The sequence below is a fragment of the Franzmannia pantelleriensis genome, assembly GCF_900102875.1.
Lineage (GTDB): Bacteria > Pseudomonadota > Gammaproteobacteria > Pseudomonadales > Halomonadaceae > Franzmannia > Franzmannia pantelleriensis.
Window position 1 is genome coordinate 53387 of record NZ_FNGH01000007.1, and the last position, 19878, is coordinate 73264.

The following is a 19878-nucleotide window of genomic DNA, read 5'->3' on the forward strand; positions in this document are numbered from 1 at the left end:
GCCGCGTCATGTTTGCGATGCGGTGTACACCTCTCTTAACCGCTGGCGCTCGTGTTCTTCATAGAAGCTCGGGTCGTCGAACAGGTCGCGCTGTGTATCATCGAAGATCATTTCCAACGCCTCTGCACTGCTTTGCACCATCGGCTCGAAGTGGGCGGTATGGGTGGTCAGGTCGGTGACATGACGGCGGCGATAGATCGCGTAAACGCCTAGCAGGGTAAACACGCAGGCAATATAGATCGGCAGGCCATGGCCCCCTAGTACTGTCATCAGCGAGCCCGCCGCGATTGGCGCAACGGCACAGCCTGCCCCGTGCATGACCAGCATGTCCGCAGAACCGGCGACGATTTCGTCCGGATGCAGCTGGTCGATCAGCTGCGCCACGGCCAACGGGTAGAGCGAAAACGCCAAGCCACCCCACAGAAAATAGAGCCCCAGAAGCACGTCATGGTTGGGGGCAAAGGGCATTGCCGCGGCGATGATCGCTGCTAGAAATACCACCCAGGTCATCACCCTTGGGCGGTCATGTTTATCCGAAAAGCGCCCGATCGGAATCTGCAGTAGCGCGCCGCCAATTATCGCCACGCTCATGACCAGCCCGACACCGCCAATATCGAAACCCAACTGCGAGGCGTAGACCGGGGTCATCGACCAGAACGCTCCCATCGCAAGTCCCGATAACGTAGCGGAGGCCACTGCCAGTGGCGCGAAACCCAGTAACGCACGCAGGCTACTCTTGGGCCGCTCGGAAATGCTCGGCTGCACACGCCGAGTCATGGTGATGGGTAGCAACGCCCAGCTAATCAGAATGGCAATCAGCGCAAACAGCAGGAAACCCTCCGGCGAGGAGAGTCGAAGTAGCTGTTGAGCAGCCGCCAGGGCCCCCAAATTGACCACCATGTAGACGGCGAAAATACGCCCCCGCTCATGGCTGGCGGCTTGGCTGTTAAGCCAGCTCTCGATTACGGTAATCAAGGTAATGAAGGCGAGCCCGTAGACCACCCGCAACGGCAGCCATACCCACGGATTGACAAAGATAAGGTGCAGTAGCGCTACCGACGCGCAGATAGCGGCACAAAAGCCAAAGGTGCGGATGTGGCCCATGCGCCGTATCAAACGACCACTGACCCAGGTGCCGCAGATAAAGCCGACGAAATAACCGGACATGATGATCCCCAGCAACGCACTGGAGAATCCCTCGCCGGTGCCGCGCAAGGTCAGCAGGGTGTTCAGCAGGCCATTGCCTAGCAGCAACAGCGCCACGCTCCATAGAATCGACCTGACCGGCTTGAGCATCGTCAATGACCGCATGGCACTTCCTCGTCGCGTCAATCCCAAGCCAGATGCATAAAGAGTGCCAGTAGAGCGTATCAGCGCTGCGCGATATCTGTTCTTCAGGGCCTCCAGCGCAGCGGATGTTCCTCCTTCAGCACGCCGTTCTCGTCCCAATCCTGCCAACCGCTGAAGGGGATCGTGGGTGTCTCCTCGAGCGTGGACAGTCGCTGGGCCCAGCTCGCCTTGGCGCTCTCGAGGTGCTCGCGAAACTCTCCCTCGGCCTGGTAGCTGAGTCCGCCGCCCTGGACGCCGTAGACGACCTGCGGTGCCAGTACCTCCAGGCCTAGGTAGTAGAGCGAGCAGTGTATCGGCCACATCAGCGTTGCCATGTCGCCGCCGCGCCCGTGGCGGGTAAAGGCCGCCGCTGGCGAGCCGGTGGTCACCGAGCAGATCGCCCGCTTGCCGGCCAGTCGGCCGCGGTCGTAGCGCATGCTGCCGGAGTAGAGACCGCCGTAGACCATCACCCGGTCGAACCAACCCTTGAGCATCGCCGGCAGCCCGTGCCACCACAGCGGGAACTGCAGGATGATCAGATCGGCACGCTCGATACGGGCAATCTCGCGCTGCACGTCATTGGGCAGAACATCCTCATTGAAGGCGTGGCGCTGTTCGGTCAGTGGCAGGAAGGTATCGGGGGTTACCCGTGTGGCATAGTGCGCCGGGCCCTCGACTGGATCAAAGCCTTCGAGGTAGAGATCCGAGATCTCGAGGCTATGGCTCTGGCGCTGAAGGGTTTTCACGGCGACATCCTTAAGAGCGCCATTGAAGGAGTGGGGTTCGGGATGGCAGAAGACGATCAGCACGTTCATGGACGAAGACCTTTCATGGAGAATGTATGCTCAGGTCTGCGAGGCTATGATGTTCATTCGTGATTGAATATTCATCGTTTATGAAAGTGAACTTTGCATGAATGAACAGGTGCTGCAGTGGGATGATCTTCGCGTGGTCCTGGCAATCGCCTCGGCTGGCTCGTTAGCAGGGGCCGCCCGCGATATGGGGGCCAGTCACGCCACGCTGTTTCGGCGCCTCAATGCCATCGAGGCGCGGCTGGGCGTGGCGCTGTTCGAGCGCTCGCGCACGGGTTATGCGCCGACCCCGGCAGGAGAGGACTTGGCGGCAACTGCGGCTCGTGTGGAAACCGAGGTGCTGGGTGCCGAGCGGCGCGTGGTGGGTCGTGACCTTCGTCTCTCCGGTACCGTTCGCGTGACCACCACCGATACGCTGCTGATGGGGCTGCTGTCGCCGATCTTCGCCGAGTTCCAACGGGCTCACCCCGAGATCACCCTCGAAGTGGCGGTCTCCAACCAGCTGTTCAATCTCTCCCAGCGCGATGCCGATGTGGCGGTGCGGCCCTCAGTGGTGCCACCGGAACACCTGGTTGGCCGTCCGGTGGGGCGTATTGCCCAGGCGGTCTATGCGCGTGCTGGCGGGGCGCCAGACGCCTGGGTCGGGCCGGACCGCCACCTGGGCTATGCGGCGCTCGATGCGTGGATGGCCAAACACGACGTGAACGAGCGTTGCTGTTATCGCGTCGATACCATGCTGGGGATGTACGCGGCGGCGCGCGAAGGGGTAGGGCGGGCCGTGTTGTCCTGCTATCTTGCCGATGGCGACCCGGCACTCACGCGCATCGGCGAGCCGCTCCCCGAGCTTGCCACCGAGCTGTGGCTGCTGACCCACCCCGATCTGCGGCGGGTGGCGCGTATACGGGCGCTGATGACCTTTGTAGCCAAGGCGCTGGTGGAACGAGGCTCACAGCTGGCCGGCAAGCGCGGTGATTAACGCGCGGCCCCGCCGCTGGGTCTATAGAACAGGAAAATATCGGTTTCGGCGGTGAGTGGAAACACCGCTGCCCAGTCGGGCTGCACGCTGCGGTCATGGAAATACAGCGCGCCGCCGGTTTGGTCGGGTAGCGCTTGATTGAGGGCCTGGCGGGCGATCTCCTTGGCGATTTCGTAGGCGTCTTCTTCTACTACGTCATCTGCCCGTCCATCGCACCACCACGAGAATTGGCAGGGACCCTGCTCGGAGCCGGCGGTGATGACCTCGCATATCGTATTGGGGAACTCCGGATGTGCCAGCCGGTTCATGACCACGCTGGCCACGCCCGCCTTCTCTGTCTCGGGGGTGCCCTTGGCTTCCCAATAGAGGGCGCGGGCAAGGCAGGTCAGCGGATCTTCCAGCGCTGCCTGGCCGGCGGGATCCACGGCCTGGGCTTCACCTGGCGTGATGGGGGCGTCGGGTGGTGTGGCCTCGACGTCCGGCGCGATGACCTGTTCCAGCACCTCGGCCTTGTCGAGGGCGGATTGGGCCTTGGGCGATGGCGAGGCGACGGCTGCCTGGGCTGTGGCAAGTAGCGACGCGAACATGAGCGTGGCAAGCAAGGCAGTCATGCGTGGCTGGCGCATGGGAGGGATCTCTGAGCATGGACGCCAGGAGGCGCGCTGGTAAACGCAGTATAGCCGGTGGCCGCACTGCGGGCATGCTGCCACACTGGGTGTCGTTCAATCACCAAAGGAGTCGCCCCATGTCGTTTTGCTATCGCGCTATGTGGCGCTACGCCCGCTGATGGAACGGATGCCTTGATCTCGCTGCCGAACGAGGCCGGGGCGGCCTTCGACATCGTTGCCCGCGAGCTGGGCGAGAGCGTGGTCGGTGTTTATCTGTTCGGCTCGGCGCTTGCCGGTGGTCTGCGCCTCAATAGCGATGTGGACTTGCTGGTCATCGTTAGCCAGCCGCCCGCCGAGCTGGCTCGAAGACGCCTGGTCGAGGCGCTGATGAGGGTTTCCGGCAGCCCCACGAACGACGGCTCGCCCAGGCCATTGGAGGTGACGCTGCTGTGCCGCCAGGCGCTGGTGCCGTGGCGCTACCCGCCGCGGAGTGAGCTGGTCTACGGCGAGTGGTTGCGAGATGACTTCGAGCAGGGCCACATACCGCCAGCGGCTACCGACCCCGACCTGGCGGTGGTGCTGACCACCGCCAGGCAGCAAAGCCTCGCCCTGTGCGGACCGGAGCTCGCGGCGCTGATCGCGCCGATTCCCGAGGCGGACCTGCGACGGGCCATCGTCGATTCGCTGTCTGGCCTGGTGGCGGGGCTGCAGGGCGATGAGCGTAACGTGCTGCTGACCCTGGCGCGCATGTGGATGACCCTCGAGACTGGAGAGATCGCGCCCAAGGACGTCGCTGCCGCCTGGGCTGAGGAGCGCCTTCCACCCGACCATCGGACTACCATGGCGTTGGCACGTCTCGGCTACCTTGAAGGGGGCGGTGATGACTGGACGCAGCGCATGCCGCAGGCGGAAGCGCTGGCGGCTTTCATGCAGCGATCCATCGCTTGACCCGCCGTGGGGCCACTACGTTACTCTGTTAGCACGCTTATTTTTTCAAGGAGTACCTCATGAAGGTCGTGACACTAGGCAGCGGCGGCGGCTTGGATCAACTGCAGGTCGTCGATCGCGAGGCGCCGGGTGAGCCGGGCCCGGGGGAGATCCGCGTACGCATCCATGCCAGCTCGCTCAACTTCCATGACTATGCCGTGGTCGCCGGGATGATTCCTACCGAGGATGGCCGCATTCCCATGTCCGATGGGGCGGGTGTGGTCGAGGCGGTGGGCGAGGGCGTCGAGGAGTTCGCGGTGGGCGATGCGGTGGTCTCCACCTTCTTCCCCTACTGGCTCGACGGCCCGGCGCGGGTGGCGGATTTCAAGGCCACCCCCGGCGACGGCCTGGACGGCTACGCCCGCGAGCAAGTGGTGCGCCCGGCTACCTGGTTTACCCACGCGCCCCAGGGCTATAGCCACGCCGAGGCCGCGACCCTGACCACCGCGGGGCTCACCGCCTGGCGGGCGCTGGTGGTGGATGGCAACCTCAAGGCCGGCGATACCGTGCTCACCCTGGGCACCGGCGGCGTGTCCATTTTCGCTCTGCAGTTTGCCAAGGCCATGGGGGCGCGGGTGATCTCGACTTCCTCTTCCGATGAGAAGATCGAAACGCTCAAGAAACTCGGTGCCGACCACACCATCAACTACAAGACCGACCCTGAGTGGGGCAAGACGGTGCAGTCGCTGACCAACGGCCGGGGCGTGGATCACGTGATCGAGGTGGGTGGCCCGGGCACCCTGCCGCAGTCCATCGACGCGGTATGCATCGGCGGCCATATCGCGCTGATCGGCATCCTGACCGGCCGCGGTGGCGAGGTGCCGACCATCAAGCTGATGGCCAAGCAGGCGCGCCTACAAGGGCTGATCGTCGGCAGCCGCGCCCAGCAGCAGGAGATGGTGCGCGGCATCGAGGCCATCGGCGTGCGCCCGATCATCGACAGCAGCTTCGAGCTGGACAAGATCGCCGATGCCTTCCGCCATGAGGAGTCGGGCCGCCACTTCGGCAAGATCTGCCTGTCGCTCTAGCCTGGGCGGCCCTGCAGCGGTCAGTTGTTGCAGCGCCTCCTCTTGTGACCCAGGGCACGAAATCCCCGGTTTCTGCGTAATTCAGGCTGGCTATTCGCCAGCGCTTCTCCGACAGTACGGCACATGGAGCCCGCCGTGCTGGCGGGGGTCGAGACTGTTGGTCGAGGGAACGAGAATGAAAAGACGCTTTGCCATCTTGTTGGGATCGCTGGCCATCGTGCTGATGGGCTGTGCCGCTATGGAGGGGGAGATGAGGCACGACGAGCCGCTGGTGAACACCTACTGGAAGCTGACCCAGGTTGGCGAGGTGACGCCCCAGGCGGTGGATAGCCAGCGCGAGGCGCATTTCGTGCTGCACACCGAGGAGAGCCGCGTGGCGGGCTCCACCGGCTGCAATCGCCTGATGGGGAGCTACCGCTTGGAGAACGACACTCTCCGCTTCGGTTCCTTGGCCACCACCCGTATGGCCTGCCTGGAAGGAGGCGAGACCGAGCAGGCTTTCCTGGCCGCGCTGGAGGCGACGGCGACATGGCAGATCGAAGGCCAGGCGCTGACCCTGCACGATGAAGCAGGCGCTGCCGTGGCGCAGTTCGAGGCCGTGCACCTCTACTGAGCGATGACTGAACGCACGAAATCGCCCTTGGCCCGGGTATAGGCCTCGCGATCTACTTGGTGGCGGGAAGCCAGTTCGCACTTGAGAGCGGCGTAGCGAGTGGCCTGGATCGGGTCGGCGCGCAGCGCATCGCGGAAGGCGAGCCTCTGTCGCCATAGCTCGCCGTTGTGCACTACCACATGCAGATGGTGAGTGCGCCGGCCGTTGGCGTGGCGCATGAACCAGCGGCGGTCGGTGAGGGCGGCATTGAACTCCCGCGAAGTCACGTAGCCGTGATCGAGAATGGGCTCGAATAGGGAATCGGCCGCGGCCATGGAGGCGACCCCGGCCATGACGTCGATGATGGGCTTGGCCGGCATGCCGGGGATGGCGGTGCTGCCGATATGCTGCACGTCGATCAGCGCGACGGGGAAGCGCTCCAGCAGACGCTCGCGCTCGGCGTCGAAGTGTGCCGGCCAGGTGGAATCGTACTCCGCCAGGCGCACCGGCTCGTCAATGGCCTGCTGCAGCGACTGGGCGTCGTTCATGAGGATTCCCGAAAGCGGAGGATTGCTGGAGGTTAGCGGGCTCACGCTGCTGGCGCAGGACCCCGGGCGGATGGCCATGGATGCGCTTGAAGGCGCGGCTGAAGGCCGCGGTACTGCCGTAGCCGAGGCGGTAGGCGACGGTCTCGATGGGTTGGCGCTCGCGGCCGATCCACTGAGCTGCCAGGCGCATGCGCAGCTCGGTCACGTAGCGATGCGGCGTCATGCCGGTTACCGCCAGGAAGCGCTCGGCAAACACCGAGCGCGAGCTGCCCATCTCGGCGGCGAGCTCGGCTACCGTCCAGTGGCGCCCCGGCTCGCGGTGTAGGGCGGCGATGACGCGACCCAGGCGCGGATCGCGCAGCGCCTCGATCCAGCCGCTGGCGTCGCCGCAGCCGCACTCCACCCAGCCGCGTACGATAAAGGCGGCCATCACATCGGCGAGCCGCGCCAGGATGGCAGCGTAGCCTGCCCGCTCGCTTCCCGCCTCGCGCTCCATCGCTTCGAGCATGGGTAGGATCTCGGGCTGGCGCTCGAGCAGGGTGCCGACGTGCATCACTTCGGGCATCAGCGAAACCAAGGCGTGCATGCTACCCAGGTCGAACTCCATGCAGCCGCTGAAGGTCAGGGCGCCGTCCTGGGTACAGCCCTGCGGGCAGGCGCGAATCGCGCTGACCGCCTCACACAGTCTGGCGCTTTCGAAGGCGGCGACGTCCTGTGCCGGCTGGTCGGGTGTGGAGAGCAGGGCATGCAAACCGCCGCGTGGCAGCAGGAGCGCATCGCCGGTCGACAGGGTATGAACGCAGCCGCTGGGGCTACGTAGGTAGACGGGGCCGCGGGCCACGAAATGGAACTGCGCCCAGCCCTCTACCTGGCCGAACTCAACGCCCAGGGGGGGCGAGAGTTGGATGCGGCGATAGGCGATGCCACGCAGGCGCATGCCGAGCAGCAGCTCACTTACCAGGTCGCTGGGCAATTCCGGCTCGGGCATCTCGCACTCCTTTCTTCAAGATTCGGATGAAAGATCAACTATTCGAGAGCTTCTAGCATAGATCGTCCGGCCCGGTCCCTCTAGTCTTCTCGTTCCTGATGAACGCTTCTCTAGGAATGGGAACGAGCAATGAACGAGTCGGTATCGCGGGCACGGCCCGCATGGGGGGCGGTTATCTCGATGGCCCTCGGTGTGTTCGGGCTAGTCACGGCGGAATTCCTGCCCGCCAGCCTGCTGACGCCCATGGCGGCGGACCTGGGTATTACCGAGGGCATGGCGGGTCAGGCGGTGACGGTTACCGCGGCGGTGGCGCTGCTGACCAGCCTGCTGATCTCCACCGCCACCCGGCGCATCGACAGGCGCCATGTGCTGTTGGGGTTCTCCATGCTGCTGGTGGCCTCGAACCTGTTGGTAGCCTTTGCCCCCAATCTGACGCTCCTGCTGATCGGACGCGTGCTGCTGGGGATGGCGCTGGGCGGCTTCTGGACCATGTCGATTGCCACCATGATGCGCCTGGTGCCCGAGGATCTGGTGCCGCGAGGGTTGTCGATCATGTTCAGCGGCGTTTCCGCCGCAACCATCGCCGCGGCGCCGCTGGGTAGCTACTTCGGCGACCTGTTCGGCTGGCGCGAGGTATTCCTTATGGCGGCAGGGCTGGGGTTGTTGGCACTGGCGGTGCAGTTCATGACGCTGCCGCGGCTGGCACCGACTGGCCTGACCCGCCTGCGTACCCTGTTCGACGTGCTGATGCGGCCGCGCATCGGCCTGGGCATGCTGGCCGCAGCGCTGGTCTTCACCGGTCACTTCGCCTTCTTCACCTATATTCGGCCGTTCCTCGAAACGGTGACCGGCGTTGGCGTGAACGGCGTAGCCGTGATTCTGCTGGGCTTTGGTGTGGCCAACTTCCTTGGCAACTATGTGGGCGGCTGGATGGTCGAGCGCAGCCTGCGCATGACTATGATCTTGATGCCGCTGCTGATGGGCACGCTGGGGGTCTCGCTGGTGCTGCTGGAAAGCACGCCGGCCACCGATGCTGCACTGGTGGCTATTTGGGGACTGGCCTTCGGTGCCATCCCGGTGGCGTGGTCGACCTGGCTGACTCGCACGGTGCCCGATGAGGCCGAGAGCGCCAGCGGCCTGTTGGTAGCCTCCATCAACCTGGCGATCGCCACCGGTGCCGCCGTGGGCGGGCTCATCTTCGACCTGGGCGGTGCGCTAAACGTCTTCGCCGCCAGCGCGGCGGTACTGCTGTTGGCCGCGCTGATGATCCTGGTTGGGGTCAAAACCCGGACGTTGGCGACAGCGTGATTCACGAGGCCCGCATTGGCGGGCCTCAGTTCAATCTCTGTTACTCTTCGAGCGCCCACCTGACCGCTTCTTCGGCGTGAATGGCCGTGGTGTCATAGAGCGGCACCCCAGTATGGGGCTGCTGCACCAGCAGGGCGATTTCGGTGCAGCCGAGGATTACCGCCTCGACGCCACGTTCGTGTAGCGAATCGATGATCTCCAGATAGCGCTGGCGCGAGCTCTCTTTCACCTCGCCCAGGCACAGCTCGGTATAGATCACCTCATGCACCAGGTCGCGCTGGGCCTCGTTGGGTACCAGAACCTCGATGCCGAAGCCTTCGCTGATCCGCCCCTTGTAGAACTCCTGCTCCATGGTGAAGCGGGTACCGAGCAGGCCAACGCGGCGAATGCCGACATTGGCTAGGCGCTTCGCCGTGGCGTCGGCGATATGCAGCAGCGGAATGGAAATCGAGGCCTCGATCTCCGGCGCGACCTTGTGCATGGTGTTGGTGCCGATCAGCAGGAAGTCGGCACCACCGGCCTCCACGTTGCGCGCGGCACAGCTGAGGATCTCGGCGGTGGCGTCCCAGTCGCCGGCGTGCTGCAGCCGCTCGATCTCGGCGAAGTCGACGCTATACAGGCATAGCTTGGCCGAGTGGAACCCACCCAGGGCGGCTTTCACCCCCTCGTTGAGCGCGCGGTAGTAGCTGACAGTGGATTCCCAGCTCATGCCGCCGAGCAGGCCGATGGTCTTCATGGTCGTGTCCCTCCTCTTATTGCCGTTCACTCCATCACTATCGAACGGCTCGACTATGTCTCGTATTCGTCGTGGCGGCGGTTCCAACCATAGGGTGGCGTCTGAGGCCAGCCGGGCGGTGACTCTTCCCAGGTTTCCTGGCGGCCGTAGGGCGTCAGGTCCAGATAGGTCCACAGGCTGCCCAGGTACTCCACGCCGCGCTTGCCGCTGAAGTAGCTGCGAAACATCCGCTCGCCGTCGCGCAGGAAGACGCTAATGCCATGTCGCTCGCCGCGGTCGGTGTCCGGGGCGCAGCAGGTCTCGCTGGTGACCCCCATATCCTGGTTGAAACGATTGCCTTGCGACGAGACCCAGGTTGGGTGCTGCCAGCCCATGCGTGCCTGGTAGCGCTGGAGCTTTTCCAGCGGCGCACGGGAGACCAGTACCAGGGTGGTGTCGCGGGCGTTGAGATGGGCGGGATGGGTCATGGCATCCACCACCCAGGAGCAGCCATCGCAGCCGGCCTCCCAGTCGGGCCCGAACATGAAATGGTAGACGATCAGCTGACGGCGTCCCTCGAACAGGTCGAGCAGGGTGGCCTCTCCCTGTGGCCCATCGAAAACATAATCGGCGCGCACTTCGGTCATCGGCAAACGGCGCCGTGCAGCATTGAGCTTGTCGCGTTCACGCGTATGGGCCTTTTCACGAGCGATCTGTTCGTCCAGCGCGCTGTGCCACTCCTCTTCGCAGACGATAGGGGGCAGGGGTGAGGTCGTCATGGCGTCTTGCTCCTCATGCCAGATTGAGCTGCCAGGAGACGCCGAAGCGGTCGTTGATCCAGGCGAAGCGGGTGCTGAAACCGTAGTCATCGGAGGGCATCAGGGTCTCGCCCTGTTCCGATAGCTGCTCAAGAAGGCGCTCGAACTCTTCACGGCTTTCGCACTCGACGAATAGCGATATCGAAGGCGTAAAGCTGAAGGGGTGCGCTATGTGGCTGTCGATGCAGGTGTAGCGTCGGCCGGCCAGGGTGAATTCGGCCTGCATGATGCTGCCTTCTCTACCAGGCCCTTCGGGGCCATAGCGATCGAGCCGGACGATGTCGGAATCGTCGAACAGCGAGACGTAGAAGCGCATGGCCTGCTCGGCATTGCCTTCGAACATCAACTGCGGGGCGACATGATGTGGCATCGGTACTCCTCCTCTAGGCTCTCGAAGGTGGGCCAGAAAGGGGCAGGGGCATGGCCCAGAAGCCTTCGTAGAAGCTTAGCCACTGTTACACCTCACTGATCTGGCCTTGACGCTCGTACGGCAACGCCGTATATTTTGGCAATGCTATTCATCGAAACCTCAACGTTCACCAAACTATTGCCGAACTACCTCACGGATGAGGAATACCGTGGGCTTCAAACCTATCTTTTGCAGAAGCCGGACGCCGGAGATTTAATCAAAGGTTCGGGTGGTGTTCGTAAAGTTCGATGGGCTCCAGCGGGTTCGGGAAAGAGCGGTGGTATCAGAGCCATATATTACTGGCAGAAGTCTGACCACGAGATATGGATGCTCACGCTGTATAGTAAATCAGAGCGTGCCAGTATTCCTGGCCATACGCTCAAGCAGATAGCGGAGGCAATCAAAAATGGGTGACAGGAACCTTGGGGCAGAGATTCTTGAAGGCATCAATGAAATAAAGCAGTTCAAGAAGGGCAAATTGGCTCTACGAACCCATGAGCTATCAGAGCCCTCACCGCCTAAAGAGATCAGGCTGAAATTACACATGTCGCAGTCAGCATTTGCCGGTCTTATGGGCGTGAGTGTGCGTACCCTTCAGGATTGGGAACAGGGTCGGCGCGAGCCGCAGGGTCCTGCGGTTGCACTTCTGCGCATTGCTGAGCAACATCCGGAAGTTTTTAGTCAGCTTCACTGACCTAAGTGAGGCGTAACCAGACCATGCACCGGATGCCAAAACCTCCGCTGCGCTACGATTTTGTCACCGGTGATGGCAGGCGTTCCGCCGCCGCCAGTGGCTGCGGTTGCAGCCGGCAGTAGTGGGCGCGTCCTTCGATGCGCCGTTCCATCAGTCCCGCCTGCTCCAGTACGCGCACTTGCTTGGAGAAGGCGGCCAGCGAGAACGATCATGATGCGCATCTGCTCTCTCCTCGCTTATCGGCGAGCCAGGTGTCGGCTCGCTCGCCAGCGAGGCTAGCCCCTCGACTTCACTTGAGGTCAACCTTCGAGGGGCAAGCCAGAGGTGCGGGTTGTGAGCCTATAGGCGTCGCTGGCGTTGCCAGACCCACAGCCGGTCGAGCACCAGCATCGCCAGCAACGAGGCCCCCACCAGAGGAAAGATCACGCCGCCCAGTGCCAGAATGGCGACGACGCCGCGCAATATCTTGGGGTCTTTGGGTAGCGGGGGAGTGCCGAGCTTGCCCGAGGGGCGGCGCTTCCACCACATGATGGCTGCCGAGACGGCGAGCAGGACCATGGCCAGGCAGGCGATCAGCAGCACGATCTGATTGGTGCGACCGAACTGTTGGCCGAGATGGACATTGATGCCCCACTCCAGCCAGCGGCCCAGGGGGCCGTAGTCGGCATAGCGCATGTCGAGCAGTGGCTCGCCGCTGTACTGGTCCAGGTGCACGACCCGTTGCTGCGCCACGTCATCCGGGTAGACCGAGCCGGTGAATACGCCATCCGGCGTGCTGGGCAGGTTGACCGCATAGCCGGGATGCAGCCCCAGGCGTTCGAAGGTGGCCACGGCCTGGTCGAGGTCGATGGGGGCGGCGTCATGCCGGTCATGCGAGGAGAGAGGCACCTGAGCCCGCTCGAGCGACCAGGTGGTGGGGCCCAGGTGATCGAGGTGCTCGTCTGATAATGGCACTGCCACACGCAGGCCGGCGGGATAGCCGAAGTTGTTGCCGTTGGCCCACTCGTTGACCTTGCCGCCCCACAGGTTGGACCAGGGCATGCCGGTGACGGCCAGGAAGACGATGAAGGCGCCGACCAGTACGCCGCTGACGGCATGGGTGTCGCGCCAGAATAGCCGGCGCCTGGGGGTGCCACGCACGCTGAGCACACCGCCGAGCCGGCTGCTCCCGCTGCGCCGCGGCCACCATAGGTAGAGGCCGGTCCCGACCAGCAGGATCGACCAGCCGGCGGCGATCTCGATGAGCCCGCGGGCGATGGGGCCGAACAGGCGCAGGCTGTGCAAGTGGCGCACCGTCCACATCAGGGTGCCGCGATCGGGTAGCCAGCCCAGCACTTCGCCGCGATAAGGGTCGAGGTAGACGGCGATCGGCTCGCCCTGCGGATCGGCGATGGTGATCTCCGCCGAGGCGTCTGGCGTCGCGGGGGCGGTGTACTTGAGCGGGGTGCCGGGCTGGGCCTCTAGTGCCGCTGCCAGTAGCGTGGAGGGTGGCAGTGGCGCCTGCTCCTGGACGCTGACACGCTTGAGATCGGCGTGCCACCAGGCATCCAGCTCGTCGTTGAATAGGTAAAGTGCGCCGGTCACGGCAAGGGTAACGAGAAAGGGGAGTACCAGTAGTCCGGCGTAGAAGTGCCATCGCCATATGGCGAGATAGAGGTCCTGGGCGGCACGTCGCGGCGCCGGGCGAGGCGAACTGGCCGCAACGTCATGATGGGTCTGCATGCTTCCTCCAATACGCATGAGTACCGTCTGGCCGGTTGGGGCCAGGGCGGTGTGAAGATCGAGTCGGGTTACGCGTGGGTATTGGAAGGAGCGGGTGGGGCGCGAGCATCCGGCAGTAGCTGGGCGCGGTGGAATGCCCGACGGCTGGGCAGGGTATCCGGTGTGTCCTCGATCCGCGCGGCTAGCGAGGCATCCGGTGCATGGGCCGGTACGGCCGTGGCGAAGCTGCAGGCCAACTGGCAAAGTGCCTGGCACTGGGCATGGAATGAAGCGTCGTGGGTCGGGGCGAGGTGGGAATCGCAGTCGGCATGATGGTGGCCATGCGACCCATGGTGGCCATATGACCCGTTGCCGAGCATGCTGGCCTGGCCGTAGCTGCCTAGCGTACCGATCATGAGCGTCAGCGCGGCCAGCAGCAGGGCAACAGTGCGCTTCCGGGGCTGGAGTGGGCGGTGTTGGCCCGGTCGCGTCATCAGCGTCGTTCCGTGTCGTGATCGGCTGCCAAGCTGGCGGAGCTAGTGAGTGAAGCCACTTTCCGCTGCCGGGTCAATCCCACTGCCTGCGGCGAATCAGCTCAGTTGCCCAGCACAGGGCCTCGGGATATTCGTCACCATTCAGCACGAACTCCTGGCCCCGTGCCACGGCATCAAGCTCAGTATGGTCGGTGTGCTGGCGCCAGCGCTGGCGATTGGCGTGGTAGCTCAGCGGCGTACGGCCATGCTCCGGATAGCACCAGCGCGGCAGGCGCCATTGCGAGACCCGCGTCGCCTGGGGGGCCGTCAGCTGCCGTTCCGGCGCGACGTGCGAGAAAGCGCCGACACCTGGCAGCGGCTCGTCGAGTTCCGGCAGAGCGAGCCGGGGACGCGCCAGATAGAGCATGTTACCGGGATCCGGCGGGCGCCGAAAATGGGGGTGATAGTGCGCCCAGGCGTGGTGGTCGCCTCTGGCTTGATCGACCGGCAAGACCGAGGCGACCTGTAGCCAACCCCAGATCATATGACAGGGCCGAGCGCCGGGGACCCAGCGCCAGCCGCCGGCGTGGGGTTCGACGCGCCGAAACAGGCCGAAGAATAGAAACAGATCGCCCGGGCCGACGCCGTGGTTGCGCAGATGCCCCTGGGCCTGGCCGCTCTGGCCGAAGAGCGGCCGCCAGCCCGGTGCCCGCGGCAGCATCTCGGGGATCAGGTCAGGGTCGAGGTGAGCGCCATGTTCCGCAGTGATCTTGCCGCGGGTGAGCGGCTCGACCAGCCGGCTTAGCGGCGCGCCGTCGAAGCTGATATCCGCATAGCGAATCATCGAGGCCGCATCCGGGATCGGCAGGGCGAGCAGCCGGCCGTCCGGCAGGATAGGGCTGGGTACCCCGCCGGCGGAGGAGTCGAAGCCCTTGCGGCTGAGGATCAGTTTCATGGCGATCAGTGCTGCTGGGCACGCAGCCAGGCGATTTCCTCGGCCCAGATCGCCGGCTCGATGGTCTCCAGCACCAGGGGGATACCGTCGATGCGCGGGTCGCGCATGATGGTGGTGAAGGCGTCGAGGCCGATATTGCCCTGCCCCAGGCTGTGGTGGCGGTCGACGCGGCTGGCGAAGGCGCTTTTGGCGTCGTTCAAGTGCATGCCACGCAGGTACTCGAAGCCGACCACCTTGCCGAGCTCATCGAGGGTGGCGGCGCAGGTCTCCGAGGTGCGCAGGTCGTAGCCGGCGGCGAAGGCGTGGCAGGTGTCGATGCACACCCCGACCCGCGATTTGTCGTCGACCTGCTCGATGATCTCGGCCAGATGCTCGAAGCGCCAGCCCAGGTTGGTGCCCTGGCCAGCGGTGTTCTCGATCACTGCGGTGACGCCGCGGGTCTCGGCCAGCACCCGATTGATCGAGTCGGCGATGCGGGTCAGGCATTCGCTCTCGCTGATCTTGTTGAGGTGGCTGCCGGGGTGGAAGTTGAGTAGGGACAGCCCGAGCTGTTCGCAGCGCTGGAACTCGTCGAGAAAGGCGGCACGCGACTTCTCCAGTCCTTCCGCATCAGGATGCCCGAGATTGATCAGGTAGCTGTCGTGGGGAAGGATCTGCCCCGGCGCGAAGCCGTGTTCATGGCACGCTGTGCGGAAGGCCTCGATGGCTTCGTCGGTGAGCGGCTTGGCTTTCCACTGGCGCTGGTTCTTGGTAAACAGCGCGAAGGCATCGGCGCCGATCTCCACCGCGCGCAGCACGGCCTGGTCCGGTCCACCGGCGGCACTGACGTGGGCACCAAGATATTTCATGCGACCTTCCTTGCTAAGGGTTTCGAGGAGGCCAAAGCTTAGCATTGCGGCGCCATGGCATCAGCCGTAGCGCCGCTGGCTACGATGCGCAGCCCACAGATAAGCTCATGATGATGTTGGCGGCATATGCAGGAACAGTCTCTCACGCGGCCAGCGTACTTTCTCCAGGCCAGCGTGTCGGTCGGCGCTGCTATCACGATAGCCTAGTGCCATCAGAGCGACGCTGCGCAGGTTCTGTTCTCTGAGCCCCAGCAGATCATCCAGCGCCGCCGGGTCGAAGCCCTCCATGGGCGAGGCGTCGATACCTTCCATGGCGGCTGCGGCCAGGGCCGTGCCCAGTGCCAGATAGGCTTGCTTGGCAGCCCACTGAAACTTGTCCTGGTTAGAGCCAAAGCCGTTGACGGTCTCCTTGATGGCACCTGCGTATGATGCCAGCGCCTCGGTGGGAAGGTTCCGTATCTCGGCGGTGAGTTGAATAAAATCGTCGACGTGGCTCTCTTCCACGGGCTCCCAGGCGGCAAAGACCAGCAGGTGCGAGGACTCAGTGATCTGCGGTTGGTCGAAGGCTACCGGGCTGATCCGCTCGCGCAGCGCTCGATCCTTGATCACCAGTACGGAGTAGGGCTGCAGGCCGTAAGAGGAGGGCGCCAGGCGCACGGCCTCGAGGATCCGGTCGAGCTGTGGCTGGGGCACCTGCTCGCCGTTCATGCGCTTGGTGGCGTAGCGCCAGTTCAGGGCGTCGATAAGGCTCATGAGTCACTCCTTTCAGGTAATAGTAATGAGGGAGGCGCCATCAAGTGGTGGTAGCACCCTTCGGGATGGACGCGGCGCGGGCGCCACGATGGAAGAGCAGGGTGCCCAGTGCCACCAGTAGTGCCGCCAGACCCAGGTTGGGCGGCGGGGCCTCACCGAGGGCCAGTACTGCGATCAGTGTGCCGACCAGTGCCGCGACCGTGCCGATCTGGCTCAGGTAGACAGGGCCGGCGAGTTTCTGCAGCACGAAGTAGAAGAGGTAGAGCACCGAGAATACGGCGATTTCCACCAGCAGCAGTTGCATCGCGGCCCCGCTGGTGAGCAGTGCTGGGAACTGGCCGGGCTCGAACAGCAGTACGAAGGGCAGCAGCGTTGCGGCGCCGCCGAACATCATCAGGGCTGCCAGGAACACCGGCGAGGTGCCTGTGGGCCAACGCAGGGTGCGGTAGATGTTACCGAGCGCGATCAGTAGCGGCATGGCCAGTACCAGTAGGACCCAGCCCAGGGCATCGCCTGCGCCGCCGGCCTTGGCCATGGCCAGCACCAGCCCGCCGGAGAGCCCCAATAGCACGCCCAGCAGGCGTAGGGCGCGCAAGCGCTCCAGGCTCAGCCACACGGCCAACACCCAGGTGATCAGAATCGGGAAGGCGAAGCTGAGTGAGATGAACCCGGCCCCGACATGGCGTATCGCCAGGAAGGCCAAGGCGTTGGGTACGGCGAACAAGGCGCCGGCCACGGTGGCATATTCCAGGCTGCGCAGGTTGATCCTCATCGTCTTGCGCTGCATCGCGCCAATGGCGCTTAGCACGATGCCGGCGCCTGTCATGGCGGCCATCAGGAAAGTCAGCCGCGGTGCCCCGGCTCCATCGGCCAGCTTGGCCACCACCAGCGACAATGCCAGGAAGGTACCCACCAACAGCAGGCAGCCCAGGGCGTAAAGCCCGTTTCGATCCGCGCCCTTGCGCGGTACGCGTGCATTCGACATCATTTCTCCTAAAGCTCGACATGAAGTATCTTTTCGTCAGATATCTTTCCATCGAGATAAAAGTATCTTAGTACCAAGATAGGTGGTTGGCAATGAACAGAGTGAAATCGGCGATCAGCCAGTGGCAGCGCGAGATGGCTGACCTCGACCTGCTGCCAATGGAGGTGGTCGGCTACCTGAAGACCAGCCAGTTGCATACCCGGAATCAGCTTGAGGCCTTCTTCAAGCAGCACGGCCTACAGGCGGGGGAGTTCGATGTGTTGGCCACCTTGCGCCGCTCCGGCACGCCCTACGCACTGACGCCGACACAGCTCTTCGAAGCATTGATGGTCTCGTCCGGCGGAATGACCAATCGGCTGGATCGCTTGGAAAGAGGCGGCTTGATCGTGCGTACTCCCAACCCTGAGGATCGTCGTGGAACCTTGGTCTCGATGACAGAGCAGGGGCTAGCGCTGATAGACAGACTCGTCCCACTGCATGTGGAGAACGAAGCGCGCATGCTCTCAGCCCTCAGTCGGGAGGAGCAGGAAACGCTGGGCCGACTGCTCGGCAAGCTATTGGATGGCCTGGAGGAAGCAGCGCACGGTCGATAGCTGACCCTGACGGCGATTCAGTTGAGTGCTCTAACCAGTGATGCCGAGCATAGTGCTACGGTCAGGCAGCCATCAGCTGTCCGCCGAAACCGATGAGTAAGGCTGCGAATACCCCGCGTTGCAGACGCTGCATCATTGGATGGCTGGTCAGCCACTCTCTGAGCAACGAAGCGGCCATGGCATAGAGCGTATCGAATAGGACGCCAACGCTAACAACCAGTAAACCAAGGAACAGAAATTGCAGCAGGATGTCGCTTCGCTCGACGTCCACAAACTGCGGCAACAGGACGGAACAGAAGAGCAACGACTTGGGGTTCAGCAGGTTGGTGAGCAGTCCGCGCTTGCATGCCGCTCTCAGTTCCATCGGGGAAGTTGGGGGCAGGGGCGAGTCGACAACTGCGAGGCCTGGACCCGATAGCAGTATCTGGATGCCCAGCAGTATCAGGTAGCAGGCACCCACCAGTCGAATGACATCCAGTGTCCAGGGGCTTGCAGCGAAGAGGGTGGCAAGCCCGGTGGCTGCGAGCAAGACGTGAGCGCCTCGTGCCATGGCGAGTCCCGCCGCAGTGGCCAACGCGGGGAGGCGCCCGTTGGCGACGCCGGTTTGTAGTACCAGGATCATGTCCGGGCCCGGTAACAGATAGACCATGACCAGTGTGCTAGTGAATACCCACAGTTCCACGACGCAGTCTCCAAGGTTTGCTGATGCCTGCGTCAGTTTATGGGGTGTCCTTCAGACATGTCCTTGCGTAGTATGCCTATAAGAGGATAAATATTGGCATACTTCGCCCTTTTATATCCTGGAATGTAAAGATTATGCCAATTCGTTCGCTAGACAATCTTGATCGACGGATTCTTGCCGCGCTGCAGCGCGATGCCCGCCTGACCAATGTTCAGCTTGCCGATGAGGTTGGGTTGTCGCCTTCGCCCTGTCTGCGTCGAGTGCGCAGGTTGGAGGCCGCCGGTGTCATTCGTGGTTACCATGCAGAGTTGGGGCGCAGCGAGACAGGGTTTGGTCTCACCGTTTTCGTTGGCATCAAAGTGGAGAGGCATCATGAGGAGCAGGCGGATGCTTTTCGGAAAGCGGTTCAGGCGCTGCCAGAGGTGATCTCCGCCCACCTAGTATCAGGGGAGGCCGACTTCCTGCTCCAGGTCGTGGTGCCTGACCTGGCTGCCTATGAGTCATTCCTGACCGAGACATTGCTGAGGCTGCCCTGGGTGAGTGATATCCGCAGCAACTTTGCCATCCAGACCGTTAAGCAGGCAGGTCCGTTACCACTGCAGCAACTGTCACGTGAAGAGAGTCCCTGAGTGACATGAGATCTGCCGGGATACGGTGTTAGAAGGCACAAAGGGGGGGGCGGTCCCCCCCCTTGTGCGTTGTTCGGCGCTGGCATGATAGGGATCCTCGAACACGCTGCTGATCAAACCGCTAGCGCTTGTGCCGCGCTCGGCGCTCCGTGAGGGCCTTGTGCGCATCCTCTTTCAGCGGCAGGCGCGACGCCCACAGGATGTCGTCACGCCGGTGCCCCATATCCTCGAGGATATGGTCGTCATGGGCCAGCAGTGGCAGGAAACGCTGCCGGAACTGGCGGCGCCGACGGTATCGCCACCACCACAGCTCGAGTGCATGGATGAGTCCGAGCGGTGGCGTGGCCGGCATATATAGCGCCAGCCGGGGCGGTGGTGTGGGCGCTTTGTCGTCAGTTGGTGTTTGACGATGAATGGGCTGGTACTGGGTCATCTCGCACCTCCATA

25 protein-coding genes are annotated in these 19878 nt (G+C 63.6%); 9 read left to right on the top strand and 16 right to left on the bottom strand.

Features of this window, described 5'->3' with window-relative positions:
- Window positions 1-6: 6 nt before the first annotated feature.
- A complete protein-coding gene (locus BLT16_RS10030; protein WP_089658393.1) occupies window positions 7-1311 on the bottom strand; it encodes an MFS transporter in 1305 nt (434 codons plus the stop codon).
- Between the two features lie 83 nt (window positions 1312-1394).
- The gene (locus BLT16_RS10035) at window positions 1395-2144 is read right to left on the bottom strand and encodes an NAD(P)H-dependent oxidoreductase (protein WP_089658394.1); all 750 of its coding nucleotides are present in this window, start codon (window positions 2142-2144) and stop codon (window positions 1395-1397) included.
- A 97-nt stretch (window positions 2145-2241) separates the two neighbouring features.
- Here BLT16_RS10035 and BLT16_RS10040 point away from each other — a divergent pair, with 97 nt between their 5' ends.
- Window positions 2242-3117 (top strand): LysR family transcriptional regulator, encoded by an 876-nt coding sequence (locus tag BLT16_RS10040; protein WP_089658395.1) that lies wholly within the window; start codon window positions 2242-2244, stop codon window positions 3115-3117.
- On the opposite strand, the gene BLT16_RS10045 is transcribed toward BLT16_RS10040, so the two are convergent.
- The gene (locus tag BLT16_RS10045) at window positions 3114-3743 is read right to left on the bottom strand and encodes a cell wall hydrolase (RefSeq protein ID WP_245701594.1); all 630 of its coding nucleotides are present in this window, start codon (window positions 3741-3743) and stop codon (window positions 3114-3116) included. The genes BLT16_RS10040 and BLT16_RS10045 overlap by 4 nt on opposite strands.
- A 174-nt stretch (window positions 3744-3917) precedes the next feature.
- Here BLT16_RS10045 and BLT16_RS10050 point away from each other — a divergent pair, with 174 nt between their 5' ends.
- From BLT16_RS10050 to BLT16_RS10060, 3 genes are all read left to right on the top strand, one after another.
- Entirely contained in the window at window positions 3918-4673 is a 756-nt protein-coding gene (locus BLT16_RS10050; protein ID WP_089658396.1) for an aminoglycoside adenylyltransferase family protein, read from the top strand.
- Between the two features lie 59 nt (window positions 4674-4732).
- Window positions 4733-5740, top strand: coding sequence for a zinc-dependent alcohol dehydrogenase family protein (locus tag BLT16_RS10055; protein ID WP_089658397.1), 1008 nt, complete (start codon window positions 4733-4735; stop codon window positions 5738-5740).
- Between the two features lie 175 nt (window positions 5741-5915).
- Window positions 5916-6353 (top strand): META domain-containing protein, encoded by a 438-nt coding sequence (locus BLT16_RS10060; RefSeq protein WP_176817209.1) that lies wholly within the window; start codon window positions 5916-5918, stop codon window positions 6351-6353.
- Here the strand turns inward: BLT16_RS10060 and BLT16_RS10065 are convergent.
- The gene (locus BLT16_RS10065; RefSeq protein WP_089658398.1) at window positions 6347-6880 is read right to left on the bottom strand and encodes a GrpB family protein; all 534 of its coding nucleotides are present in this window, start codon (window positions 6878-6880) and stop codon (window positions 6347-6349) included. The genes BLT16_RS10060 and BLT16_RS10065 overlap by 7 nt on opposite strands.
- Window positions 6846-7868: an AraC family transcriptional regulator gene (locus tag BLT16_RS10070; protein WP_089658399.1), complete on the bottom strand. Its 1023-nt coding sequence runs from the start codon at window positions 7866-7868 to the stop codon at window positions 6846-6848. Before BLT16_RS10070 ends, BLT16_RS10065 begins: the two co-directional genes overlap by 35 nt.
- Window positions 7869-7997: 129 nt before the next feature.
- Between BLT16_RS10070 and BLT16_RS10075 the strand changes: the two genes are divergently transcribed.
- Entirely contained in the window at window positions 7998-9176 is a 1179-nt protein-coding gene (locus BLT16_RS10075; RefSeq protein WP_089658400.1) for an MFS transporter, read from the top strand.
- Between the two features lie 40 nt (window positions 9177-9216).
- Here the strand turns inward: BLT16_RS10075 and BLT16_RS10080 are convergent, their stop codons facing one another.
- From BLT16_RS10080 to BLT16_RS10090, 3 genes are read right to left on the bottom strand one after another with little or no spacing between them, the layout of a single operon-like run.
- A complete protein-coding gene (locus tag BLT16_RS10080) occupies window positions 9217-9912 on the bottom strand; it encodes an aspartate/glutamate racemase family protein (protein WP_089658401.1) in 696 nt (231 codons plus the stop codon).
- A 53-nt stretch (window positions 9913-9965) separates the two neighbouring features.
- A complete protein-coding gene (locus BLT16_RS10085; RefSeq protein WP_089658402.1) occupies window positions 9966-10670 on the bottom strand; it encodes a DUF899 domain-containing protein in 705 nt (234 codons plus the stop codon).
- A 13-nt stretch (window positions 10671-10683) separates the two neighbouring features.
- Window positions 10684-11079: a VOC family protein gene (locus BLT16_RS10090; protein WP_089658403.1), complete on the bottom strand. Its 396-nt coding sequence runs from the start codon at window positions 11077-11079 to the stop codon at window positions 10684-10686.
- Window positions 11080-11220: 141 nt separating this feature from the next.
- Here BLT16_RS10090 and BLT16_RS10095 point away from each other — a divergent pair, with 141 nt between their 5' ends.
- Window positions 11221-11532: a type II toxin-antitoxin system RelE/ParE family toxin gene (locus BLT16_RS10095; protein ID WP_089658404.1), complete on the top strand. Its 312-nt coding sequence runs from the start codon at window positions 11221-11223 to the stop codon at window positions 11530-11532.
- Complete coding sequence (locus BLT16_RS10100) at window positions 11525-11812, top strand: helix-turn-helix domain-containing protein (RefSeq protein ID WP_089658405.1); 288 nt, start codon at window positions 11525-11527, stop codon at window positions 11810-11812. Before BLT16_RS10095 ends, BLT16_RS10100 begins: the two co-directional genes overlap by 8 nt.
- Window positions 11813-12151: 339 nt before the next feature.
- Here BLT16_RS10100 and BLT16_RS10110 read toward each other — a convergent pair whose 3' ends face one another.
- The 6 genes from BLT16_RS10110 to BLT16_RS10135 form a co-directional block, all read right to left on the bottom strand.
- Complete coding sequence (locus BLT16_RS10110) at window positions 12152-13534, bottom strand: PepSY-associated TM helix domain-containing protein (RefSeq protein ID WP_089658406.1); 1383 nt, start codon at window positions 13532-13534, stop codon at window positions 12152-12154.
- A 68-nt stretch (window positions 13535-13602) separates the two neighbouring features.
- The gene (locus BLT16_RS10115; RefSeq protein ID WP_089658407.1) at window positions 13603-14007 is read right to left on the bottom strand and encodes a hypothetical protein; all 405 of its coding nucleotides are present in this window, start codon (window positions 14005-14007) and stop codon (window positions 13603-13605) included.
- A gap of 73 nt (window positions 14008-14080) precedes the next feature.
- Window positions 14081-14941 (bottom strand): Nmad3 family putative nucleotide modification protein, encoded by an 861-nt coding sequence (locus tag BLT16_RS10120; RefSeq protein WP_089658408.1) that lies wholly within the window; start codon window positions 14939-14941, stop codon window positions 14081-14083.
- A 5-nt stretch (window positions 14942-14946) separates the two neighbouring features.
- Window positions 14947-15789 (bottom strand): deoxyribonuclease IV, encoded by an 843-nt coding sequence (gene nfo / locus BLT16_RS10125; protein ID WP_089658409.1) that lies wholly within the window; start codon window positions 15787-15789, stop codon window positions 14947-14949.
- Between the two features lie 105 nt (window positions 15790-15894).
- Window positions 15895-16542 carry a nitroreductase family protein gene (locus BLT16_RS10130; protein ID WP_089658410.1) on the bottom strand — a complete coding sequence of 216 codons (648 nt, stop codon included), beginning with the start codon at window positions 16540-16542 and terminating at the stop codon, window positions 15895-15897.
- A gap of 40 nt (window positions 16543-16582) precedes the next feature.
- Window positions 16583-17527: a DMT family transporter gene (locus BLT16_RS10135; RefSeq protein ID WP_089658411.1), complete on the bottom strand. Its 945-nt coding sequence runs from the start codon at window positions 17525-17527 to the stop codon at window positions 16583-16585.
- Window positions 17528-17619: 92 nt separating this feature from the next.
- On the opposite strand from BLT16_RS10135, the gene BLT16_RS10140 reads away from it, so the two are divergent.
- Window positions 17620-18120: a MarR family winged helix-turn-helix transcriptional regulator gene (locus BLT16_RS10140; RefSeq protein WP_089658412.1), complete on the top strand. Its 501-nt coding sequence runs from the start codon at window positions 17620-17622 to the stop codon at window positions 18118-18120.
- 61 nt (window positions 18121-18181) lie between these two features.
- Here BLT16_RS10140 and BLT16_RS10145 read toward each other — a convergent pair whose 3' ends face one another.
- Window positions 18182-18802, bottom strand: a complete 621-nt coding sequence (locus BLT16_RS10145) for a LysE family translocator (RefSeq protein ID WP_245701595.1) — start codon at window positions 18800-18802, stop codon at window positions 18182-18184.
- Between the two features lie 134 nt (window positions 18803-18936).
- On the opposite strand from BLT16_RS10145, the gene BLT16_RS10150 reads away from it, so the two are divergent.
- Window positions 18937-19431: an Lrp/AsnC family transcriptional regulator gene (locus BLT16_RS10150; protein WP_089658413.1), complete on the top strand. Its 495-nt coding sequence runs from the start codon at window positions 18937-18939 to the stop codon at window positions 19429-19431.
- A gap of 121 nt (window positions 19432-19552) precedes the next feature.
- Here BLT16_RS10150 and BLT16_RS10155 read toward each other — a convergent pair whose 3' ends face one another.
- Window positions 19553-19864 carry a hypothetical protein gene (locus tag BLT16_RS10155; protein ID WP_089658414.1) on the bottom strand — a complete coding sequence of 104 codons (312 nt, stop codon included), beginning with the start codon at window positions 19862-19864 and terminating at the stop codon, window positions 19553-19555.
- Window positions 19865-19878 lie beyond the last annotated feature (14 nt).